An 18,870-nucleotide genomic window follows, 5' to 3' on the forward strand; every position below is an offset into this window, starting at 1 on the left:
ATCCAGCGACGGGCGGTTGGTCAGAACCGCCCGTTCGCACATTCTGGCAGGTTTCGAACACACAAGAGCACGTATAAGCCGTCCAACCGTTGCGCAGGGAAGGCCGGAGTCGTCCGGCTGAGCCTGTGGTTCCTGCCCCGTGCACTTCTTCACGCACGGGGGCCGCGGGTATCAGCGGATACCCGGTCTTCCCTGCGCCCTCTCCTCTCGAGAGGGACATCGTCCTGATATCACCCGGGCGCGCAACGCGCCGCGGGATCGCGACCGCATATCCGGCTGTTTGACATTCACATCAGAACAATCCGTTCAGCGAGATGGGCGCGAGCTCTCACTTGCCATCGTCGAGATGGACCAGCACCGCCGCATTGGCGATGATGATGGCGTCGCTGCCGGCCTCGGCCGGAATCTCCAGCCCGCCCTTCACGGCGGTGACGGTGACCGTGCCATAGGGCAGCTCCTTGGCGACGGCCGCGGTGTCCACCGCCTCGGGGTTCGGCACGCCGATGGTGACGTCGACGAACATGTCCTGCGGCGTCTTGCCGACCATGCGGAAGAAGCCCAGGCTGGAATGACGGATCGCATCGGACACCGCCCGCCTGGCCGCCTTGGTGGCGTCGCGGCCGTGGACGTCGACGCCCATTCCCATCTCGGTGATACAGCGGATGCGCGCCATGACGTGTTCCCTCGTCTCGCTTTGCCGGCCTGGCACGACCATAGCCAACGACGCAGCCGGCGCAAGCCGGTGCAGATCGACGACGATCTCCGCATCAAAACGGTCATCCATTGCGGGCGTATATCGTACATGATGACGCTCAGAACTGACGCTGAGAAAGCCCGTGAGATGGTCTCGGGCCGCGGGCATCGGGCTTGCGCGCCTGCCGCAACTGCCGCCGCCGAGATGACCCGTCATGATGCCGGCGAACCGCGCAACGTCACACCGCGCAGTAGCGATCCTGGATGTCCTTGTCGGCCAGCAGCGCCGCGGCGCTGCTCTCATGCACGACCTCGCCCTGGTCAATGATGACGGCGCGATCGGCGAGCCGCAGCGCCCATTCGACATTCTGCTCCACCAGCAGCAAGGTCTTGCCCTGGTCGCGCAGCCGGCGAAACAGCACGCCCATCTCCTCGACGAGCACCGGCATGATGCCTTCGGAGGGCTCGTCGAGCAGCACCATGCGCGGCCGCGCGATCAAGGCGCGCGCGATCGCCAGCATCTGCTGCTCGCCGCCCGACAGCGTGACGCCCTCCTGGTCCAGCCGCTCGTTCAATCGCGGAAAGGTCTCGGCGATCTCGGCGAATGCCACGCGCTCGTCGATGTCGGCCTTGGCGGCGACCAGCCCAAGCCGCAGATTCTCGCGCACGGACAGGCCCGGCACGATGCGACGCTCCTCCGGCACATAGGCAAGGCCGAGATGGAAGCGCTTGTGCGCGGCCAGCGGCAGCAGGTCCTGGCCGGCGAAGCGCACGCTGCCCGAGGCCTTCGGCATCAGCCCCATGACGGTACGCAAGGTCGTGGTCTTGCCGGCGCCGTTGCGGCCGACCAGCGCCACCACCTCACCCTCGTTCACGCGCAGCGAGATGCCGTGCAGCACGTGGCTGGCGCCGTACCAGGCCTGGACATTGTCGAGCTCGAGCAACGCGGTCTCAGCCATAGCCCTCACTCTGTCCCAGATAGACCCGGCGCACGTCCGGATTGGATCGGATGTCCTCAGGACGACCATCGGCGAGCAGCCGGCCGTGATGCAGCACCAGCACCCGCTGGCTCAAGCCGAGCACCATCTTCATCTTGTGCTCGACCAGCAGCACCGTGCGCTTCTCCGCGAGCCGCTCCAGCAGCGCCACCATCTCCTTGGTCTCTTCCGGCCCCATGCCCGCGGTCGGCTCGTCGAGCAGCAGAAGCTCCGGCTCGGAGACCAGCGCAATCGCGATCTCCAGCGCGCGCTGCTGGCCATGGGCGAGATACTTGGCGAGCTCGCAGCGCCGGCCGATCAGGCCGACCGCCATCAAGGCTGCATCGGCGCGTTCGCCGAGTTCGGCAAGATCGGCGCGCTTGCGCCAGATGTCGTAGCTCACGCGCATGGCCTGCGCGGCGACCCGGACATTCTCGTGGACCGACAAATCGGGAAAGATGTTGGTGATCTGGTACGAGCGCGAGATGCCCTGATGCACGAAGCGATGCTGCGGCAGGCCGTTCAGCTCGCGGCCCTTGAACCGCAACGTGCCGCTGCTCGGCGACAGCGTGCCGGAGAGAATGTTGAAGAAGGTGCTCTTGCCGGCCCCGTTCGGGCCGATGATCGAGGTCAGCTCGCCGGCCGCGAACGCGACCGAGATGCCTTCCAGCGCGACGAAGGCGCCGAAACGACGGCCGATCCCGTCGGCGCGCAGCAGCTCGGTGCTCATCGGCGTTGCCTCGCGATCGGCAGCACATCGAGGAACGTGCCCCAGATGCCCTTGGGCAGGAACAGCACGAACACGACGAAGATGGCGCCGACGACGATCTGCCAATGCGGCGTCCACAGCGAGACGACGTCCTCCAGGATCAGGAAGGTGGCGGCGCCGACGAACGGCCCGAAGAAGCTGCGTGCGCCACCGAGCAGCACCATCATCACGATCATGCCGGAGGTCTGGTAGTGCAGGATGTCGAGCGGAACGATGGACAGATGCAGCGCCGACATGCAGCCGCCGACGGCGGAGATCGCGCCCGACAGCATGAACACGATCAGCTTGCAGCGCTCGACGTCGTAGCCGCAGGCCCGCGCGCGCTGCTCGTTCTCCCTGATCGCCTCGATCACGGCGCCGAACGGCGAGTTGAGAATGCGCGACTGCACCCAGATCGCGATCGCCGCGAGCACCATCAGCACGTAATATTTGTTCACGGGATCGAGGAAGTTGATCTGCGCGCCGAACAGGCCGATGTGCTCGACCGTGAAGCCGCGCAGCCCGTTCTCGCCGCCGGTGAAGGAGGAGGCCTGCAGCGCGACGTAGTAGACGAGTTGCGCCAGCGCGAGCGTGACCATGGAGAAATAGATGCCGCGGGTGCGCGTCGAGATCGTGCCGATCAACGCGGCGAGCAAGGTGCTCGCGCCGACCGCCAGCGGCACCGCGACGAACCATGGCAGGCCCCAGCGGCCGATGGCGATGCCGGTCAGATACGCGCCGGTGCCGAAGAAGGCGGCGTGGCCGAACGACAGCAGCCCGGTGTAGCCGAACAGCAGATTGTAGCCCATCACCACGACGCCGTAGATCAGGACGTTCACGGCGAGCGCCTTCGACGGCAGCAGCCAGGGCAGCAGCGCCAGCGCAATGAGCGAAACCAGCACGCGGTGATCCGCGAGAACCGCGACGAGACGCTGCGCCTGAGGAAGCGGCGGTGCTTCGCCGGTCGACTGCACCGTCATCACGCTCTCCCCTTGAGGCCGAACAGACCCTGCGGCCGCACCAGCAGCACGGCCGCCATCAGCGCGAACATCACGATCGTCGCCATCTCGGGCGCGAACAGCGCGACCATGCTGATGCAGATCCCCACCATCAGCCCGGCGACGACAGCACCGACGATCGAGCCAAGGCCGCCGATCACGGTGACGACGAAGGCTTCCGCCAGCACCAGCGTTCCCATCTCCGGATTGACGCTGCGCATGGGTCCCGCCAGCACGCCGCCGAGCGCGGCGAGACCGACGCCAAGGCCGAAGATCGCGAGCCACACCTTGCCGATGTCGACCCCGAGCACCCGCATGATCAGCGGATCACGCGCGCCGGCCCGGACGATCAGACCGACCCGGGTCTTCTCCAGCATCAGCCAGAGCACCAGCAGCACGACGGCCACCAGCGCGATCACGAACAGACGATATTTGGGAAAGAAGCCGACACCGAGATCGACGACGCCGACCAACTGCGACGGGGTCGGGAACGGAATGCCATCGCTGCCGAATACGATGCGCACGCCCTCGACCAGGATGTAGCTGAGACCGAAAGTGAGCAGCAGGGGATCATCGATCGAGCGGCCATACAGGCGACGGACCAGGACGTATTCGATCAGCATGCCGAATGCGCCGACCAGAATTGGCGCGAGCAGCAAGCCCCACCAGAAGCTGCCGGTCAGCGACGCCACATACAGGCCGGCATAGGCCCCGATCATGAACAACGCGCCGTGGGCGAAATTGACGACACCCAGCATGCCGAACACGATGGTGAGACCGAGCGCAGTGATGACCAGCACCGCCCCAAGGGCGATGCCGGAAAACAGCTGCATGATGATCAGCGAGAGGTCCATGCGATCGGGATCAGGTGGGATGACCCAGTTCGCTGCAGCTTCGCAGCATCTCGTCCGCCCCGGGATCGCTGGCTACGATCGCGAACAGGTCGTTCTCGTTGGCCATCGCCGACTTCTTCTTGGACTCCAGCACCAGCACCGACTGCACCGACTGGTGGTCGCATTTGCGGTAGTGCTGCGGGCCCTTGGTCAGGTCGTATTGCAGTCCTTCCAGTGCCGCGACGACCTTGTCGGTGTCGGTGCCGCCGGCGGCCTGCATCGCCTGCAGCAGCGAGCCGACGCCCGAGTAGCCATAGGCGCCGTAATCGGTCGGGATCGCGCCGCCATTGGCGGCCCGGAACGCCTTGTTGAACTCGGCCGCGGTCTTGTTCTGGGTCTCGAGACCCCAATAATAGTTGGCTCCGCCGACCACGCCCTCGAACACGTCAGGCCCGACGGCGAGACGCTGGTTGTGCAGGATCACCGGCACCACGATCTTCATCTGCTGCTTGATGCCGAAGTCGACCGCCTGCTTGATCGCGTTGGCCTGGTCGCGGCCGAAATTGCTGATGCACAGCACGTCCGGGCGCAGCGACATCAGCCGCGGCATGAAGGTCGAATAGTCGGCCGCACCGAACGGATGCAGGATCTCGCCGACGCTCTCGGCGCCAACAGCGGCCTGCGCCCGCTTGAAGCCGCGCAGCATCTCATGGCCGTAGGCATAGTCGGCCACGAGATGCGCGACCTTCATGCCCTTCTTGATGGTCTGGCGGGCCACGGCCGCCGTGGTCATGTGCGGGTTCAGCGCCTCGTGGAAGGTGTATTTGCTGAAATCCTTGGCCTCGTTGATGGTGTCGGACTGGCTGATCGACACGTAGATCACGCCGCGGGCGCGCGTCACCTCGTTGACGGCGAGCTGGACGGCGCTGGAGAGCGCGCCGACGACGGCGTGCACCTTGTCCTTCTCGATCAGCTCCAGCGTCCGCGTCGCGGCCTCGCCGGCGTTGAGCTTGTCATCGCGCACCAGGAGCTCGACCTTGCGGCCGGCGATGCCCCCCTTGTCGTTGACCAGCTTCACGGCGAGCTCGGCGCACTTGACCTGGTCACGGGCCTCGGCGGCGAACGGGCCGGTCAGCGGCGTCGGAAAGCCGATGCGGATGGTGTCATCGGCGGCGCGTCCCAGGCGCGGCATCGCGAGCGTGGCGACGCCGGCCGACATCCCCATCAGCGCCGTGCGGCGGGATATTCCTGTGCGTCGCAGCCTCGTCTCGTAGCTTGGCATGATCTCCTCCCTCATTCGTTTTTCTTAGAACCGGTTGAGCGCCTTGAGCACGCGCGCGGGCGTGATCGGGATGGTGTTGATGGTCGCGCCGAAGGGCATCAGCGCATCATTGACCGCATTCAGCACGCAGGCCGAGGCAGCGGCGGTGCCGGCCTCGCCGCAGCCCTTTGCGCCGAGAATGGTGTCCGCCGTCGGCGTCTCGACGTGATCGATGGTGATGTCCGGCATCTCCATCGCCATCGGCACCAGATAGTCGGCCAGCGATCCGTTGAGCAATTGGCCGGTCTCACCGTAACGGCATTCCTCGAACAGCGCCGCGCCCAGACCCTGAACGACACCGCCGCGCAACTGCTCGTCGACCAGCATCGGATTGACGATGCGGCCGCAGTCCTCGACGACATAGTGCTTCAGCAGCCTGATGAAGCCGGTCTCGACATCGACTTCGAGATAGCAGCCTTGAATGCCGTTGGTGAAGGCGAAGGGGTAGCCCTGCGGCGCGAAATGATGGCTGACCGTCAGTTGCGCCTGGGTGCCCGGCGGCAAGGTGTCGGAGCGGAAATAGGCGATGCGCGCGATCTCGGCGACCGGCAGACGCGGCTGCCCCGTCGCGGCACTGACGATCTGGCCATCGACGACGTCGAGCGCGGCGGGCTGCTCCTGCAGCACCAGCGCGGCAATCTCCAGAATGTTTGCCTTGAGCTTCCGCGCGGCCTGCAGTGCCGTCTCGCCACCGATGCCCGCGCCGCGGCAGGCCCAGGTCGCACCACCATGCGGCGTGACCTCGGTATCGCCGGTGATGATCTTGACGTGCTCCTGGGCGAGGCCGAGCTGCTCGGCGACGATCTGGCTGATGATCGCCTCGGTGCCCTGCCCCTGCTCCGTCACGGAGATCGCGCAGCGCACCTCGCCCGACGGCGTCAGGCTGACGGTCGCGCCATCCTGCGACGAGATGCGCGCGCCGCCGACGCCGTAGAAGGCCGGACTGGGGTTCGTAATCTCGACGAAGGTCGCGATGCCGATGCCGCGATGGATACCGCGCCGGCGCAGCTCGGCCTGCTCGGCCCGTAGCGCGTCGTAGTCCATGATCTCGCGCAGCCGCCGCAGGCAGACTTCGTGCGACAGCGCCTCGAACTTGTAGCCGGTCGGCGAAGCCGTCGGATAGGCATTGTCGGCAATCACGTTCCTGGCGCGCATCGCGAATGGATCGAGCCCGACGCGGGCAGCGGCGAGATCCACCATGCGCTCGGTGACCGCGCAGGCGATGGGATGTCCGACCGCGCGATACTGGCTGGTCTGCACCTTGTTCTGGAATACGACCTCGAGCGCGGCGCGATAGGACTTGAAGTCATAGGGCGCACCGATCAGGCGGATGACCTGGTTGCCTTCGACGACGCTGGTGCGCGGATAGGTCGAGAACGCGCCGATCGCCGTGGCATCGTGGACATCCATGGCGAGGATCTTGCCGTCGGTACCAACGGCCATGCGCGCGTGGACATGGTGATCGCGGGCATGAATATCCGAGACGAAGGACTCGATGCGATCGGCGACGTATTTGACCGGGCGCCCGAGCAGGATCGACAATCCGACGACCGCCATGTCCTCGTGATAGACATGCAGCTTCATGCCGAACGAGCCGCCGATATCCGGCGCGATCACGCGCACGCTGGCTTCCGGGATGCCGTAATGGCGGGAGTACAGATCCTGGAACTGATAAGGCGTCTGCGTCGCATGGTGCACCGTCAGCGCACCGCCCTCGGGATCATAGTCCGCGACGATGGCGCGCGGCTCGAGCGTCACCGGCGTATGACGGCCGAAGCTGAATTCCTGCTCGATCACGTGCGCGGCTGCCGCGAAGGCCTCGTCGACGCCGCCGCTGTCGAGCTGCGTGCGGAAGCAGACGTTGGACGCGGAAGCCGGATTGACCCGCGGTGTCCCCGGCTGGCGCGCGGCGTCGAGATCGACCACCGCCGGCAGCTCCTCGTAACCGACCGAGATCAGCTCCAGCGCATCCTCCGCGATCGCCCTGCTCTCGGCAACCACGGCAATCACGGCCTGGCCGGCCCAGACGACGCGATCGAGTGGCAACGGCAGCTGCGGCTCGGACGTCATGCCCTTGAAATGATCGAGTGTTCCGGTCCATGGCGTACAGATCTTCGCCAGATCAGCGCCGGTCGCGACCAGATGAACGCCCGCAAACGCCCGCGCCGCATCGACGTCGATGCCGGTGATGCGCGCATGAGCATACGGGCTGCGCAGGAAGGCGGCGTACAGCATGCGCGGCAGGCGAATGTCGGTCACGTAGCGCCCGCGTCCGGCGAGCAGCCGCTTCGCATTCGGACGCGGGACGGAGCGGCCGATATAGGAATTTGGACGGTCGAGCGAGGTCAGCGGCACGGTCATGACGACGAGCCCTCCGCGCCCTGCGATGGCGTTGCCGCCCGTTCCGCGGCGACCGCGGCAATGGCGTCAACGATCGCTTCGTATCCGGTGCAGCGGCAGAAATTGCCCGAGAGCGCGTCGCGGATGCTCTCGCGACTCGGCCGTGCCGAATGGGTCAACAGCTCATGAGCGGTGATCAGCATGCCCGGCGTGCAGAACCCGCATTGCAGCGCATTGCGCCGATGAAACTCGGCTTGCAGGTCGGCGATCACGCCGCTCTCCGAGAGCCCCTCGATGGTCTCGATGCGCGCACCATCGGCCTGCACGGCAAACATCAGGCAACCATGCACGGCAGCGCCGTCGAGCTGAACCAGACAGGCGCCGCAGGCGCCCATCTCGCAACCGGCATGCGTGCCGGTCAATTCGAGCTGCTGGCGAAGACAATCCACCAGCGTGTCGCGGGGCGCGACGTCACACGCGACCTTGCGGCCGTTGACGATGAGGCGAATACGGACCTGCTCCTCGGTCTCGACGTCGACCGGCGCGCTCATGCGGCTTCTCCGATCCGTCCCAGCAGCCGGCCGAGCAGAACGCGCGCCAGATGCAGGCGCATCGCCGCCGGAACGTCGTCGCTGTCAGCAGGCGCGAGATCCTCGTCGAGCGCGGCCTGCGCGGCCGCAATCCGTGTAGCATCGATCCGGCTGCCGGTGAGGGCTGCCTCCGCATGTCTCGCACGGGTCGGGACATTGCCGACCGAGAAGAACGCGATGCGGAGGCGCTCGATCAGATCGCCCCGGCAGGTCGCGAGCAGACCGCAACCGACCAGTGCATAGTCGCCGCGCCGGCGGGCCAGCTCATCGAACGCGATGCGCTGACCGGCTTTGAAGAGAGGAACATGAACCGCAACGAGGAGCTCGCCGGGCGCGATCGCAGTCTCAAAAAGGTCGGTGAAGAAGTCGTCGGCCTTGACGCGGCGCAGGCCGGACGCGCCGGCAATCTCGATCTCGGCGTCGAGCGCCAGCACCATCGCCGGAAATTCGGAGGCCGGGTCGGCCAGCGCGACGCTGCCGCCAAAGGTCCCGCGATTGCGGATGGCAGGATGCGCGACGAACGGCGCCGTGGCACGCAACAGCGGGGCAAACTCGGCAATCAAGGGATCGGTCAGCATCTCGCAGTGCCGGGTCAAGGCGCCGATCCGCAACCATTCGCCGTCCCGCGTGATGCCGCGCAGCTCTGCAATGTGGTTGATATCGATCAGAGTTCGCGGGGCCTGGAGACGCAACGCCAGCGCCGGAACCAGGCTCTGGCCACCGGCAATGAATCGCGCATCGTCGCCGGCGCTCGCATGAGCTTCGAGCGCCTCGCCGATCGTGTGTGCACGAAAATAGCTGAAAGCCCTCGCTTTCATCCGTTTCCTCGCCGCCAGGGCTCGCCAGCCCGAAATTCCAGATTTGTAACCATCTGGTCTCAAAAGAATTGCACGCGGCGGCAGTGCGGTCAACCAGAAACGAACGATTGGTCACAAATCTGCTTTCGGGTATCAGACAGGCTTGTCGCCACAATCGATTGAGACCATGGCCAGGACTCCGAAGACAGCGAGCGTTGAGACGAAGGGCCGCATTGGTGGACGCCCGCGCAAAACCGACGGCCGCCCACAGGCGAGGCGCCGCAACATGCGCGCTGCCGACCGCGAGCGCCTGATCGTGGATGAAGCGATCCGCTTTTTCGCCGAGCGCGGCTTCGAAGGCCAGACGCGGGAGCTCGCCAAGCGCATGGGCATCGCGCATTCGGTGATCTACCGGCACTTCCCCAGCAAGGAAGCCCTCATCGAACGCGTCTATCAGGAGGTCTATCTGAGCCGCTGGTCGCAGGACTGGGGCCCGCTGATCCGCGATCGCAGCCATCCGCTCAAGGCGCGACTGACCGGCTTCTATCTCGACTACGTGGCGCGCGTGTTCGAATACAACTGGGTGCGGATCTTCGTGTTCTCCGGCATGAAGTCGTTCGGCATCACCGGCCGCTATCTCGACCTCGTCCGGCGCGAGATCATCGAGCCTGCCGCGATCGAGCTGCGGCATGAACTGCACCTCCCGGACACCGCGACCCGCCCCCTCGGCAGCCGCGAGGCGGAGATGTTCTGGGGACTGCACGGACGCATCTTCTATCTCGCGATCCGAAAGTTCATCTACGAAACACCCGTTCCATCCGATCTCGAGCAGACCGTCCGTGATGCGATCGACCTCTTCATGGACGGCGCCAGACTGGCACTCCCGCGACTGCTGCACGACGATCAGGCCGGACCATTACGATGATCCGGCCCGTCGTCGACGACCGTCACGCCGTCCGGCCGCGCCCGCCCTTGATCTTCGCGGCGACGAGATACGATAGCGGCATGGCGACGACGAATCCGACCAGCGCCGCCAACGGCAGGTCTTTCATCGGACTCGCGACCAGCCCCTGCACCGTCAACAATGCCGTCACCGCACTGCCTGCCAGCACCGTGCCCAGCATGACCCAGATGAGAATTGCGACCTTGAACATCTGTCCTTCTCCGCCAGTAGGAAAGCTTTCGATCCCTTGACGCGAGAATGCTCTGCCTGCGGCCTCCAGGCGGCATTGATTTGGAACAACCGGACTCAGCAATCGAGGGAGGAGCGACCGCTCCTCCCTCGATCAGTCCCGATGAGCCGACGGACTGTCGGCGATGCCTCGCGGTCGGCGATCGAACGACACTGCTCTATCGTGTCGCTGGAACGAAGTGATCGCGTTTGCTGACCGACGTCCCGGTCGCCGGATCCGTGATCTTGATCTCGATGTCCACCGGCGCGGAGGGAAGGTCGGCCCCCTTGGCCTCGATCGACATGCGGATCTCGCGAGTCTGATCCTGGCCCACATCGATCACCATGCGACCGTCCTGCTCGCGCGTCTCGCCGGCCACCGTCACCTTGGCGTTCGGAAGCCCCACGACGTCCAGCACGAAGTCGCGCGGCCCGCGCTTGTTGAGCAGGCGGACCGTGTAGTCGTTACGGACGCCGCCATCCGACAACTGCACGAACAGCGGGTTACGTTCATGCAGCACGTTGATGCCCATCGTGCCGCGCGTCGCCAGCGAGTACAGCATGATCCCGCCGACGATCGCGATGAAGCTCGCATAGATGATCGTGCGCGGCCGGATGATCCGGTAGATCTCGGGCTTGCCTTCCTTGCGGCGCTGGACGTTGATGTCGGTGTCGTAGCCGATCAGGCCGGTCGGACGGCCGATCTGGGTCATCACGCTGTCGCAGGCATCGATGCACAGGCTGCACTGGATGCAGCCGAGCTGGATGCCGTGGCGGATGTCGACGCCGGTCGGGCAGACGTTGACGCATTGGTGGCAGTCGATGCAGTCCCCGGCGGGTGCGCCCTGCAGCCGTGCGGCTTCCGCCTTCTTGACCGACATGCGCGGTTCGCCGCGGTCGCCCTTGTAGGTGACGTTGAGCGCCCATTCGTCGGTCAGCGCCGCCTGGATGCGCGGCCACGGGCACATATAGATGCAGACCTGCTCGCGGGCATGACCGGCGAACACGTAGGTCGTCGCCGTCAGGATGCCGATCCAGAGATAGGCGGTGAACGGCGCCTGGAAGGTAGCAAGGTCCTTCACCAGGGTCGGCGCATCATCGAAATACAGCACCCAGGCGCCGCCGGTCCACCAGCCGATCATGATCCAGAGGAAGTGCTTGAGCGCGGCCTGGCGGATATGGGTGAGGGTCCAGCCGCGCTTGTCGCTGAGCATGCGCTCGCGGCGGTCGCCCTCGGCCCAGCGCTCGACGGCGTAGAACAGGTCGGTCCACACCGTCTGCGGACAGAGGTAGCCGCACCACAGCCGGCCGGCGACCGCGTTCATCAGGAACAGGGCGACCGCCGCAATGATGAGCAGGCCGGTGAAGTAGTAGACCTCCTGCGGCCACAGCTCGATGAAGAAGAAGTAGAACCGGCGGTGCGGGAAATCAACCAGCACCGCCTGGTTCGGCATGCCGGGCCCGCGATCCCAGCGGACGAAGGGCAGCAGGTAGTAAATGCCGAGCGTGATGCACAGGATCGTCCACTTGATGCGCCGGAAGCGGCCGTGCACGGCCGCCGGATAGACCTTGTCGCGCGCCTTGTAGAGCGGCCCGACGATATAGGTGTCGTCCGAGTCAGCCATGATATCCCCGCTCCATCTTGCCGTCCTTCCGACCGATTCAGGAGAACGCGTTGCCGCTCTTGAGCCCCAGCTTCTTGAAGACGATCGCTGCCGGGCAGAAGCCCGTGAACGAGGCCTGGATCATGTTCACGCCAGCAAAGGCTGCCAGCAAGAACCAGTAGGGACTGACGTACCAACCCAGCGCCAGACTGAGCAGGACGACGATCCCTGCGAAGGTGAGAACCGCTTTGTCAACGTTCATGACATATTCCTTCATAGTTGCATTTGAGCGTAATCAAGTGACCGTCCGGCGGTACGGCTAGTGCCGCAGGCCGGACAGTGCCCAGGCGACGATTCGTTGCGAGTCCATCGCACCCGAGATCCGCGCCAGCTCCCGCCCCTGCTGCAACAGCAGCATGGTCGGAATTCCGGAGATGCCGAACCGTGCCGACACCTCCGGCGCCTCGTCCGAGTTCAGCTTCAAGAGTTGCACACGCGGCTCCAGCTCCTGGGCCGCACGCGCGAACATCGGCGCCATCGCACGGCATGGACCGCACCACGGCGCCCAGACGTCGACGAGCAGCGGCAAGCTGCTATGCGCGACATGGCGTTCGAACGCGGCCTGGTCGACCTCGATCGGATGGCCGCTGAACAGCGGCGTATGGCACTTGCCGCATTTCCCCTGCGTCGGCGCCCGGTCCGCGGGCAGACGGTTGATCTGCCCGCAATGGCCGCACACGATCTGCAAACCGTTGCTCATGTCCCGGTCCTGACTTCCTTGATCTTGGCGATGTTGAGCCGGTCGAGCAGGAACTTCTCGTAGAACGGCTCGGGCGTCCCGCGCCTCATCTTGCGCAGGAAGTACTTCTCGAAGGCGACCTTGGCGTAATGCACCCACTCTCCCTTCGACGACCAGTTGACGTTGCGCGGCGGGATCTGCGGCTGGGCCAGAAAGGCGACGCCGGAATCACCGAAATCGGCAAGACAGATCGCGTTCCAGGTCGGTTCGGCTTTTGGCTCCTGGCCGCGCAGCAGCGCCCCGATGTTCAAGGCCGTCGCCGTCACCATCGATTCGATCATGAAGCCGGTCTTGGGCACGCCGACCGGCACCGGCGTCGGCCCGATCGGCGGGATCGCAACGCAGACGCCGATGGCAAACACGTTGGGGAAGGTCGGATTACGCTGATGCTTGTCGACGACGACGAAGCCGCGGGGATTGGTGAGCTTGTCGATGCCGCGGACGGCTCCCACGCCGCGAAAGGCGGGCAGCATCATCGAATAGGCAAACGGCAGCTCGTGCGTCTTGCGGACGGTGCCGTCGTCGGCGACCTCCTCCACGAACATGCGGCCATCCTCGACCTTGGTGACGCGCGCGCTGGTAATCCACTTGATGTGCTTTTCGCGCATCTCGCTTTCCAGCAGGCCCTTGGTGTCGCCGACGCCGTCGAGGCCGAGATGGCCGATATAGGGCTCGGAGGTCACGAAGGTCATCGGCACCTGGTCGCGCATCTTGCGCCGGCGCAGCTCGGTTTCCAGGATGAAGAGGAATTCGTAAGCGGGGCCGAAGCAGGAGGCGCCCTGTACCGCACCGACGATCACTGGCCCGGGTTTCTCGGCGAGCCTGTCAAAGGCCGCCTTGGCATGAGCGGCGTGGTCGACGTGGCACACGGATTGTGTATGCCCATCGGGTCCAAGCCCCGGGATTTCGTCGAAGGCGAGTTCGGGACCGGTGGCGACGACGAGATAATCGTATGCCACCATGCCGCCATCCGTCAGCTCGACCTGGTTCTCGGCCGGATGCACGCGCTTGGCGCCCTGCGTCAGCAGCCGGATGCCCTTGCGCTGCATGACGTCAACCAGATCGATCTCGATCTCGTCGCGCTTGCGCCAGCCCACGGCCACCCATGGGTTGGATGGCACGAAATGATAGGAGGACCCCTGCGAGACAACGGTCACGCGATCCTCCCTCCTCAGTTGCGGCAACATTTCATAAGCCATCAGCGAGCCGCTCAGCCCCGCCCCGATCACCACGATTTCCGCCATTGGGATCCTCCATCCGCACTTGATTCATTCTTGCTTCATGTCACCGCGGCGCCGCCGCCGGCCTTGACTATATATTCGAATATCTGTATATACGCAACTATGAAAATTGATGCTGACATCATGGAAGCGGCGGCGGACCAGGCCAGCGACCTCCTGAAGGCGCTGTCGAACCGCCATCGCCTCCTGATCATCTGCCAGCTGGTCGACGACGAGCGGTCGGTTGGAGAACTGGCCGAGTTTCTCGGCCTGCGCGATTCGACCGTGTCGCAGCACCTGGCGCTCCTGCGTAAGGACGGCCTGGTCACCGCCAGGCGCGAGGGGCAGACGATCTACTATTCGATCACAAGCGATCCGGCCCGCGAGGTCCTCAAGACGCTCTATCAGGTGTACTGCGGGCCGAGACCGCGACCGAGACTATGAGGATGCCGGACCGGCATCTTGACCAATATCAAACGGGAACCCCCATCCAGGTGAGATGTCTGCAGCCGACCGCGGACGGCTCGCCCAATCTCACAAATCGAATCAAACCAGACAGGAATAGGCGGATGCGCAGATTATCGGTCCTGAGCTTGGTCGCCGCGATGGCGTGGCAGGCAGCGCCGGCCCTTGCGGAGACGCTGACGGTGGCGCCGCGGCAGGTCGCCGACGAGAAGGCGGTGTTCGCGACGGTGGAGAGCATCAGCGTGGTCCCTGCCCGCGGCCGCATCGGCGGCACCATCGTGCAGCTTTCGGTGCGCGAAGGCGACCCGGTCAAGCGCGGCCAGCCCATCGCCTTGATCGGCGACGACAAACTGGCCCTGCAGATCAAATCGCTCGACGCCCAGATCGAAGCGCTGCAGGCCCAGGCCAATCAGGCGCAGATCGACTTCACCCGCACCGAGGGGCTCGTCGAGCGCGGCACCCTGCCCCGGGTCAAGCTCGACGAGACGCGCACCGCGCTGAACGTCGCCGAGAATTCGCTGCGGGCCAAGACCGCCGAGCGCGCGGTGGTCAACCAGCAGATGAGCGAAGGCCAGGTGCTGGCGCCCGATGACGGCCGCGTTTTGAAGAAGCTGGTTGCAGTCGGATCGGTGGTGCTGCCCGGCGATCCAGTGGTCACGGTGGCGCAGCAGAACTTCAAGCTGCGACTGCGCGTGCCCGAGCGCCACGCTCTCTTTCTCAAGGCCGGCGACAAGGTCCGGGTCGACGGCGCCGAGTTCGGCGACAGCTCCGACAAATGGGGCGTGATCGACCTCGTCTATCCGCAGATCGAGGAAGGCCGGGTCGTGGCGGACGCGATCGTCTCGGGTCTCGGCCAGTATTTCGTCGGCGACCGGCTGCGGGTCTGGATCTCCGGCGGCCAGCGCGACGCCTTCGTGATTCCGTCCCGCTACGTTACGACCCGGTTCGGCATCGACTATGTCCAGTTACAGCAAGGGACGCAGAAGGTGAGCGTTCCGGTGCAGCGCGGACGCGCTCTGCCGAGCGCCGATCTCCCCGATGGACTTGAAATCCTGTCCGGCCTGCGCGCCGGCGACCAGTTGGTGCAGCCGTGAAACTCGGACTCTCAGGCAAGCTTACCCAGGCGACCATCGCCTCGCCGCTGACGCCGCTGTTTCTGCTCGCGGCGCTCGTGGTCGGCCTCATCGCCGTCGTCGTGATTCCGCGCGAGGAAGAGCCGCAGATCAGCGTGCCGATGGTCGACATCCGTGTCAACGCCGACGGCCTGCGTGCGCCCGATGGCGTCGAGCTCGTGACCAAGCCGCTGGAGACCATCGTCAAGGCGATCGATGGCGTCGAACACGTCTACAGCCAGACCGAGGACGACCGTGTCATGGTCACCGCGCGGTTCCTGGTGGGGACCAAGTTCGAGGACGCGATCCTGCGCGTCCACGAGAAGCTGCGCGCCAACCTCGACCGCATCCCCGTCGGCATTCCCGAGCCGCTGATCGTCGGCCGCGGCATCAACGACGTCGCCGTCACAGTGCTGACGCTGTCGCCGAAGCCGGAGGCCGCCGGGCGCTGGTCCGACAAGGACCTCTACGAGCTCGCCGACAAGCTGCGGGCGGAGCTGACCAAGGTCGACAATATCGGCCTGACCTATATCTCCGGCGGCGGCGCCCAGCAGATCCGGGTCGAGCCCGATCCGGAAAAGCTGTCGCTGTTCGGCGTGACCCTGCAGCAGCTCGTCGCCAAGGTGAAGGACGCGAACCGCTCGTTCCTGGCCGGAGACGTTCGCGACGGCGGCATCGTGCGCAATGTCGCCGCGGGCCAGACGCTCACGGGCATCCCGGATATCGGCCTGCTCCTGATCTCGACGCGCGATGGTCGTCCCGTCTATGTGCGCGACGTCGCCACCGTGGTCATCGGCCCCAATCTCGCCGAGCACCGCGTCTGGGACGACGCCCGCAACGACAAGGGCGACTGGCACCGGGTGCCGGCGGTAAGTCTTGCGCTCGCCAAGCGCGCCGGCGCCAATGCCGTGGTGGTGTCGCACGACATCGCGCAGCGCCTCGAAGGGCTGAAGGCCAGTCTCATTCCGAGCGACGTCGCCGTCACGGTGACGCGCGACTACGGCGAGACCGCCAATGAGAAGGCCAACGAGCTGCTGTTCCATCTTGGCCTCGCCACGATCTCGATCGTCGTGCTGATTGCGGTCGCCATCGGCTGGCGCGAGGCCCTCGTCACTTTCGTGGTGATTCCGACCACGATCCTGCTGACGATGTTCGCCGCCAATCTGATGGGCTACACGATCAACCGGGTCAGCCTGTTTGCGCTGATCTTCTCGATCGGCATCCTGGTCGACGACGCCATCGTCGTGGTCGAGAACATCGCGCGCCATTGGGGCATGCATGACGGCCGGCCGCGCCTGCAGGCCACCATCGAGGCCGTCGCCGAAGTCGGCAATCCGACCGTTGTCGCGACCCTGACCGTGGTCGCCGCCCTGCTGCCGATGCTGTTCGTGTCGGGACTGATGGGTCCCTACATGGCGCCGATCCCGGCCAACGCCTCGGCGGCGATGCTGTTCTCGTTCTTCGTCGCCATGGTGGTGGCGCCGTGGCTGATGCTGCGGCTGGCGCCGAGGTCGACCAGCGCCTCTGCGGACTCTCATGACGCGCATGGCGAAGGCCGTCTCGGACGCATCTATCGCAGCGTCGCGCGCCCGATCGTCGCCAGCAAGCGCTCCGCCTGGATCTTCCTGCTCGGCGTCGGCATCGCCACCCTGCTGTCGATGACCCTGTTCGCGACCAAGTCCGTCACCGTCAAGCTGCTGCCGTTCGACAACAAGTCGGAGATCGCGGTGATGGTCGACCTGCCCGAAGGCGCGAGCCTGGAGGATACCGAGCGCACGCTGTTCGCGGCCGCCGACATCGCGCATGGGCTGCCGGAGATCACGACCGTGCAGAGCTATGCCGGCACGGCAGCGCCGTTCAACTTCAACGGTCTCGTGAGGCACTACTATCTGCGGGAGCGGCCCGAACTCGGCGAGCTACAGGTCAATCTCGCCGCGCGCGGCGACCGCAAGCGCGCGAGCCACGACATCGCGCTCGAGTTGCGGCAGCGGCTGAAGAGCATCCCTGTGCCTGCCGGCACCAGCATCAAGGTGGTCGAAGTGCCGCCCGGGCCGCCGGTGCTCGCGACCCTGCTCGCCGAGATCTACGGTCCGGACGCGGCGACCCGGCGCGCCGTCACCACCGAACTCAAGAAGGTCTTCGCCGACGTTCCCTTCATCGTCGATATCGACGATTCCATCGGCCAGCGCCGGCCGCGGCTGCGGCTGTCGATCGACCAGGACAGTCTCGAGTTCTTCGGTGTCGAGCAGCGAGACGTCTACGACACGATCCAGACGCTGTTCGGCGGCGTCTCGGTCGGCTACTCGCATCGCGGCGAAGACCGCAATCCGATCGAGATCGCCGTGCGTCTGCCGAAGCACGACAAGAGCTGGAGTCAGGCCCTGGCATCGACGCCGGTGCCCGCCAACACGTTGCCCGGCAGCAAGACTGTCGTCGAACTCGGCCAGGTGGTGAAGGCCACCATGGAAGAGGGGTCGCCGATGATCTTCCGCCGCGACGGCCGCTTTGCCGACATGGTGATGGCAGAACTCGCCGGCCGGTTCGAGGCGCCGCTCTACGGAATGCTCGCGGTCGCCGACCGGATCGACGCCCATGACTGGGGCAAGCTGCCGAAGCCGGTGATCGGCTTCCACGGCCAGCCGGCGGACGAGTCCCGTCCGACGCTGCTGTGGGATGGCGAATGGGAGATCACCTACGTGACCTTCCGCGACATGGGCGCCGCATTCGGCGCGGCCATCCTCGGCATCTACGTTCTGGTCGTGGCGCAGTTCAAGAGCTTCCGGCTCCCGCTGGTGATCCTGACGCCGATCCCGCTGACACTGATCGGCATCCTGCTCGGCCACTGGTTGCTGGGCGCGCCGTTCACCGCGACGTCGATGATCGGCTTCATTGCGCTGGCCGGCATCATCGTCCGCAACTCGATCCTGCTGGTCGACTTCATCCGCCACAGCGGCGGCGAGGGCAAGACCCTGCGCGACGTCGTGTTGGAGGCCGGCGCCGTGCGCTTCAAGCCGATCCTGCTGACGGCGCTGGCGGCGATGATCGGTGCTGCGACGATCCTGCTCGATCCGATCTTCCAGGGTCTGGCGATCTCGCTGCTGTTCGGTCTGGCCTCCTCCACCCTGCTCACCGTGCTCGTGATCCCCGCGATCTACATCGCGCTGCGCGAGCCCGGCAAACCCACCACGAAGATGTCGTAGGA

General features: G+C 65.6%; 18 protein-coding genes. 4 read left to right on the forward strand and 14 right to left on the reverse strand.

Annotated features, from left to right (window positions below):
• Nucleotides 1-328: 328 nt before the first annotated feature.
• The 9 genes from ACQR1F_RS31175 to ACQR1F_RS31215 all read right to left on the reverse strand — a co-directional run bounded on the left by ACQR1F_RS31175 (nt 329) and on the right by ACQR1F_RS31215 (nt 9,318).
• Complete coding sequence (locus tag ACQR1F_RS31175; RefSeq protein ID WP_315800448.1) at nt 329-673, reverse strand: Lin0512 family protein; 345 nt, start codon at nt 671-673, stop codon at nt 329-331.
• Nucleotides 674-932: 259 nt separating this feature from the next.
• A complete protein-coding gene (locus ACQR1F_RS31180; protein ID WP_434872917.1) occupies nt 933-1,652 on the reverse strand; it encodes an ABC transporter ATP-binding protein in 720 nt (239 codons plus the stop codon).
• On the reverse strand, nt 1,645-2,400 hold the full coding sequence (locus ACQR1F_RS31185) for an ABC transporter ATP-binding protein (RefSeq protein WP_434848240.1): 756 nt from the start codon (nt 2,398-2,400) through the stop codon (nt 1,645-1,647). Before ACQR1F_RS31185 ends, ACQR1F_RS31180 begins: the two co-directional genes overlap by 8 nt.
• The gene (locus tag ACQR1F_RS31190) at nt 2,397-3,398 is read right to left on the reverse strand and encodes a branched-chain amino acid ABC transporter permease (protein WP_434914488.1); all 1,002 of its coding nucleotides are present in this window, start codon (nt 3,396-3,398) and stop codon (nt 2,397-2,399) included. The genes ACQR1F_RS31185 and ACQR1F_RS31190 overlap by 4 nt, the downstream gene beginning before the upstream one ends.
• Nucleotides 3,398-4,270 carry a branched-chain amino acid ABC transporter permease gene (locus ACQR1F_RS31195; protein ID WP_315800372.1) on the reverse strand — a complete coding sequence of 291 codons (873 nt, stop codon included), beginning with the start codon at nt 4,268-4,270 and terminating at the stop codon, nt 3,398-3,400. Before ACQR1F_RS31195 ends, ACQR1F_RS31190 begins: the two co-directional genes overlap by 1 nt.
• Nucleotides 4,271-4,280: 10 nt before the next feature.
• Nucleotides 4,281-5,531, reverse strand: coding sequence for an ABC transporter substrate-binding protein (locus ACQR1F_RS31200; protein ID WP_434839082.1), 1,251 nt, complete (start codon nt 5,529-5,531; stop codon nt 4,281-4,283).
• Between the two features lie 24 nt (nt 5,532-5,555).
• On the reverse strand, nt 5,556-7,931 hold the full coding sequence (locus ACQR1F_RS31205; protein ID WP_434896117.1) for a xanthine dehydrogenase family protein molybdopterin-binding subunit: 2,376 nt from the start codon (nt 7,929-7,931) through the stop codon (nt 5,556-5,558).
• Complete coding sequence (locus tag ACQR1F_RS31210; protein ID WP_316183490.1) at nt 7,928-8,461, reverse strand: (2Fe-2S)-binding protein; 534 nt, start codon at nt 8,459-8,461, stop codon at nt 7,928-7,930. The genes ACQR1F_RS31205 and ACQR1F_RS31210 overlap by 4 nt, the downstream gene beginning before the upstream one ends.
• Nucleotides 8,458-9,318 (reverse strand): FAD binding domain-containing protein, encoded by an 861-nt coding sequence (locus tag ACQR1F_RS31215; RefSeq protein WP_434914505.1) that lies wholly within the window; start codon nt 9,316-9,318, stop codon nt 8,458-8,460. The genes ACQR1F_RS31210 and ACQR1F_RS31215 overlap by 4 nt, the downstream gene beginning before the upstream one ends.
• A 265-nt stretch (nt 9,319-9,583) precedes the next feature.
• On the opposite strand from ACQR1F_RS31215, the gene ACQR1F_RS31220 reads away from it, so the two are divergent.
• Nucleotides 9,584-10,222 (forward strand): TetR/AcrR family transcriptional regulator, encoded by a 639-nt coding sequence (locus ACQR1F_RS31220; protein WP_434914489.1) that lies wholly within the window; start codon nt 9,584-9,586, stop codon nt 10,220-10,222.
• Nucleotides 10,223-10,244: 22 nt separating this feature from the next.
• On the opposite strand, the gene ACQR1F_RS31225 is transcribed toward ACQR1F_RS31220, so the two are convergent.
• The 5 genes from ACQR1F_RS31225 to ACQR1F_RS31245 form a co-directional block, all read right to left on the reverse strand.
• Nucleotides 10,245-10,451 (reverse strand): hypothetical protein, encoded by a 207-nt coding sequence (locus tag ACQR1F_RS31225; protein WP_315712536.1) that lies wholly within the window; start codon nt 10,449-10,451, stop codon nt 10,245-10,247.
• Nucleotides 10,452-10,647: 196 nt separating this feature from the next.
• Nucleotides 10,648-12,093, reverse strand: coding sequence for a cytochrome c oxidase accessory protein CcoG (gene ccoG / locus ACQR1F_RS31230; RefSeq protein ID WP_434914490.1), 1,446 nt, complete (start codon nt 12,091-12,093; stop codon nt 10,648-10,650).
• 37 nt (nt 12,094-12,130) lie between these two features.
• Nucleotides 12,131-12,334 carry a YgaP family membrane protein gene (locus tag ACQR1F_RS31235; protein ID WP_315739305.1) on the reverse strand — a complete coding sequence of 68 codons (204 nt, stop codon included), beginning with the start codon at nt 12,332-12,334 and terminating at the stop codon, nt 12,131-12,133.
• Nucleotides 12,335-12,391: 57 nt separating this feature from the next.
• Nucleotides 12,392-12,832, reverse strand: coding sequence for a thioredoxin TrxC (gene trxC, locus ACQR1F_RS31240; protein WP_434914491.1), 441 nt, complete (start codon nt 12,830-12,832; stop codon nt 12,392-12,394).
• Nucleotides 12,829-14,115: an NAD(P)/FAD-dependent oxidoreductase gene (locus tag ACQR1F_RS31245; RefSeq protein ID WP_315800380.1), complete on the reverse strand. Its 1,287-nt coding sequence runs from the start codon at nt 14,113-14,115 to the stop codon at nt 12,829-12,831. Before ACQR1F_RS31245 ends, trxC begins: the two co-directional genes overlap by 4 nt.
• A 120-nt stretch (nt 14,116-14,235) precedes the next feature.
• Here ACQR1F_RS31245 and ACQR1F_RS31250 point away from each other — a divergent pair, with 120 nt between their 5' ends.
• The 3 genes from ACQR1F_RS31250 (at nt 14,236) to ACQR1F_RS31260 (ending at nt 18,868) form a co-directional block, all read left to right on the forward strand.
• Nucleotides 14,236-14,535, forward strand: a complete 300-nt coding sequence (locus ACQR1F_RS31250; RefSeq protein WP_315800450.1) for an ArsR/SmtB family transcription factor — start codon at nt 14,236-14,238, stop codon at nt 14,533-14,535.
• 125 nt (nt 14,536-14,660) lie between these two features.
• Entirely contained in the window at nt 14,661-15,650 is a 990-nt protein-coding gene (locus tag ACQR1F_RS31255; RefSeq protein ID WP_434872919.1) for an efflux RND transporter periplasmic adaptor subunit, read from the forward strand.
• Nucleotides 15,647-18,868, forward strand: a complete 3,222-nt coding sequence (locus ACQR1F_RS31260; RefSeq protein WP_316183485.1) for an efflux RND transporter permease subunit — start codon at nt 15,647-15,649, stop codon at nt 18,866-18,868. Before ACQR1F_RS31255 ends, ACQR1F_RS31260 begins: the two co-directional genes overlap by 4 nt.
• Nucleotides 18,869-18,870: the final 2 nt, after the last annotated feature.

This window comes from Bradyrhizobium sp. HKCCYLS3013 (assembly GCF_051167615.1).
In the GTDB taxonomy this organism is placed as follows: Bacteria; Pseudomonadota; Alphaproteobacteria; order Rhizobiales; family Xanthobacteraceae; genus Bradyrhizobium.

Bases quoted from the DNA above. Each gene is read 5' to 3' on its own strand.
- ACQR1F_RS31175 (WP_315800448.1), bottom strand. From the start codon at position 673: ATGGCGCGCATCCGCTGTATCACCGAGATGGGAATGGGCGTCGACGTC.
- ACQR1F_RS31180 (WP_434872917.1), bottom strand. From the start codon at position 1,652: ATGGCTGAGACCGCGTTGCTCGAGCTCGACAATGTCCAGGCCTGGTAC.
- ACQR1F_RS31185 (WP_434848240.1), bottom strand. From the start codon at position 2,400: ATGAGCACCGAGCTGCTGCGCGCCGACGGGATCGGCCGTCGTTTCGGC.
- ACQR1F_RS31190 (WP_434914488.1), bottom strand. From the start codon at position 3,398: ATGACGGTGCAGTCGACCGGCGAAGCACCGCCGCTTCCTCAGGCGCAG.
- ACQR1F_RS31195 (WP_315800372.1), bottom strand. From the start codon at position 4,270: ATGGACCTCTCGCTGATCATCATGCAGCTGTTTTCCGGCATCGCCCTT.
- ACQR1F_RS31200 (WP_434839082.1), bottom strand. From the start codon at position 5,531: ATGCCAAGCTACGAGACGAGGCTGCGACGCACAGGAATATCCCGCCGC.
- ACQR1F_RS31205 (WP_434896117.1), bottom strand. From the start codon at position 7,931: ATGACCGTGCCGCTGACCTCGCTCGACCGTCCAAATTCCTATATCGGC.
- ACQR1F_RS31210 (WP_316183490.1), bottom strand. From the start codon at position 8,461: ATGAGCGCGCCGGTCGACGTCGAGACCGAGGAGCAGGTCCGTATTCGC.
- ACQR1F_RS31215 (WP_434914505.1), bottom strand. From the start codon at position 9,318: ATGAAAGCGAGGGCTTTCAGCTATTTTCGTGCACACACGATCGGCGAG.
- ACQR1F_RS31220 (WP_434914489.1), top strand. From the start codon at position 9,584: ATGCGCGCTGCCGACCGCGAGCGCCTGATCGTGGATGAAGCGATCCGC.
- ACQR1F_RS31225 (WP_315712536.1), bottom strand. From the start codon at position 10,451: ATGTTCAAGGTCGCAATTCTCATCTGGGTCATGCTGGGCACGGTGCTG.
- ccoG (WP_434914490.1), bottom strand. From the start codon at position 12,093: ATGGCTGACTCGGACGACACCTATATCGTCGGGCCGCTCTACAAGGCG.
- ACQR1F_RS31235 (WP_315739305.1), bottom strand. From the start codon at position 12,334: ATGAACGTTGACAAAGCGGTTCTCACCTTCGCAGGGATCGTCGTCCTG.
- trxC (WP_434914491.1), bottom strand. From the start codon at position 12,832: ATGAGCAACGGTTTGCAGATCGTGTGCGGCCATTGCGGGCAGATCAAC.
- ACQR1F_RS31245 (WP_315800380.1), bottom strand. From the start codon at position 14,115: ATGGCGGAAATCGTGGTGATCGGGGCGGGGCTGAGCGGCTCGCTGATG.
- ACQR1F_RS31250 (WP_315800450.1), top strand. From the start codon at position 14,236: ATGGAAGCGGCGGCGGACCAGGCCAGCGACCTCCTGAAGGCGCTGTCG.
- ACQR1F_RS31255 (WP_434872919.1), top strand. From the start codon at position 14,661: ATGCGCAGATTATCGGTCCTGAGCTTGGTCGCCGCGATGGCGTGGCAG.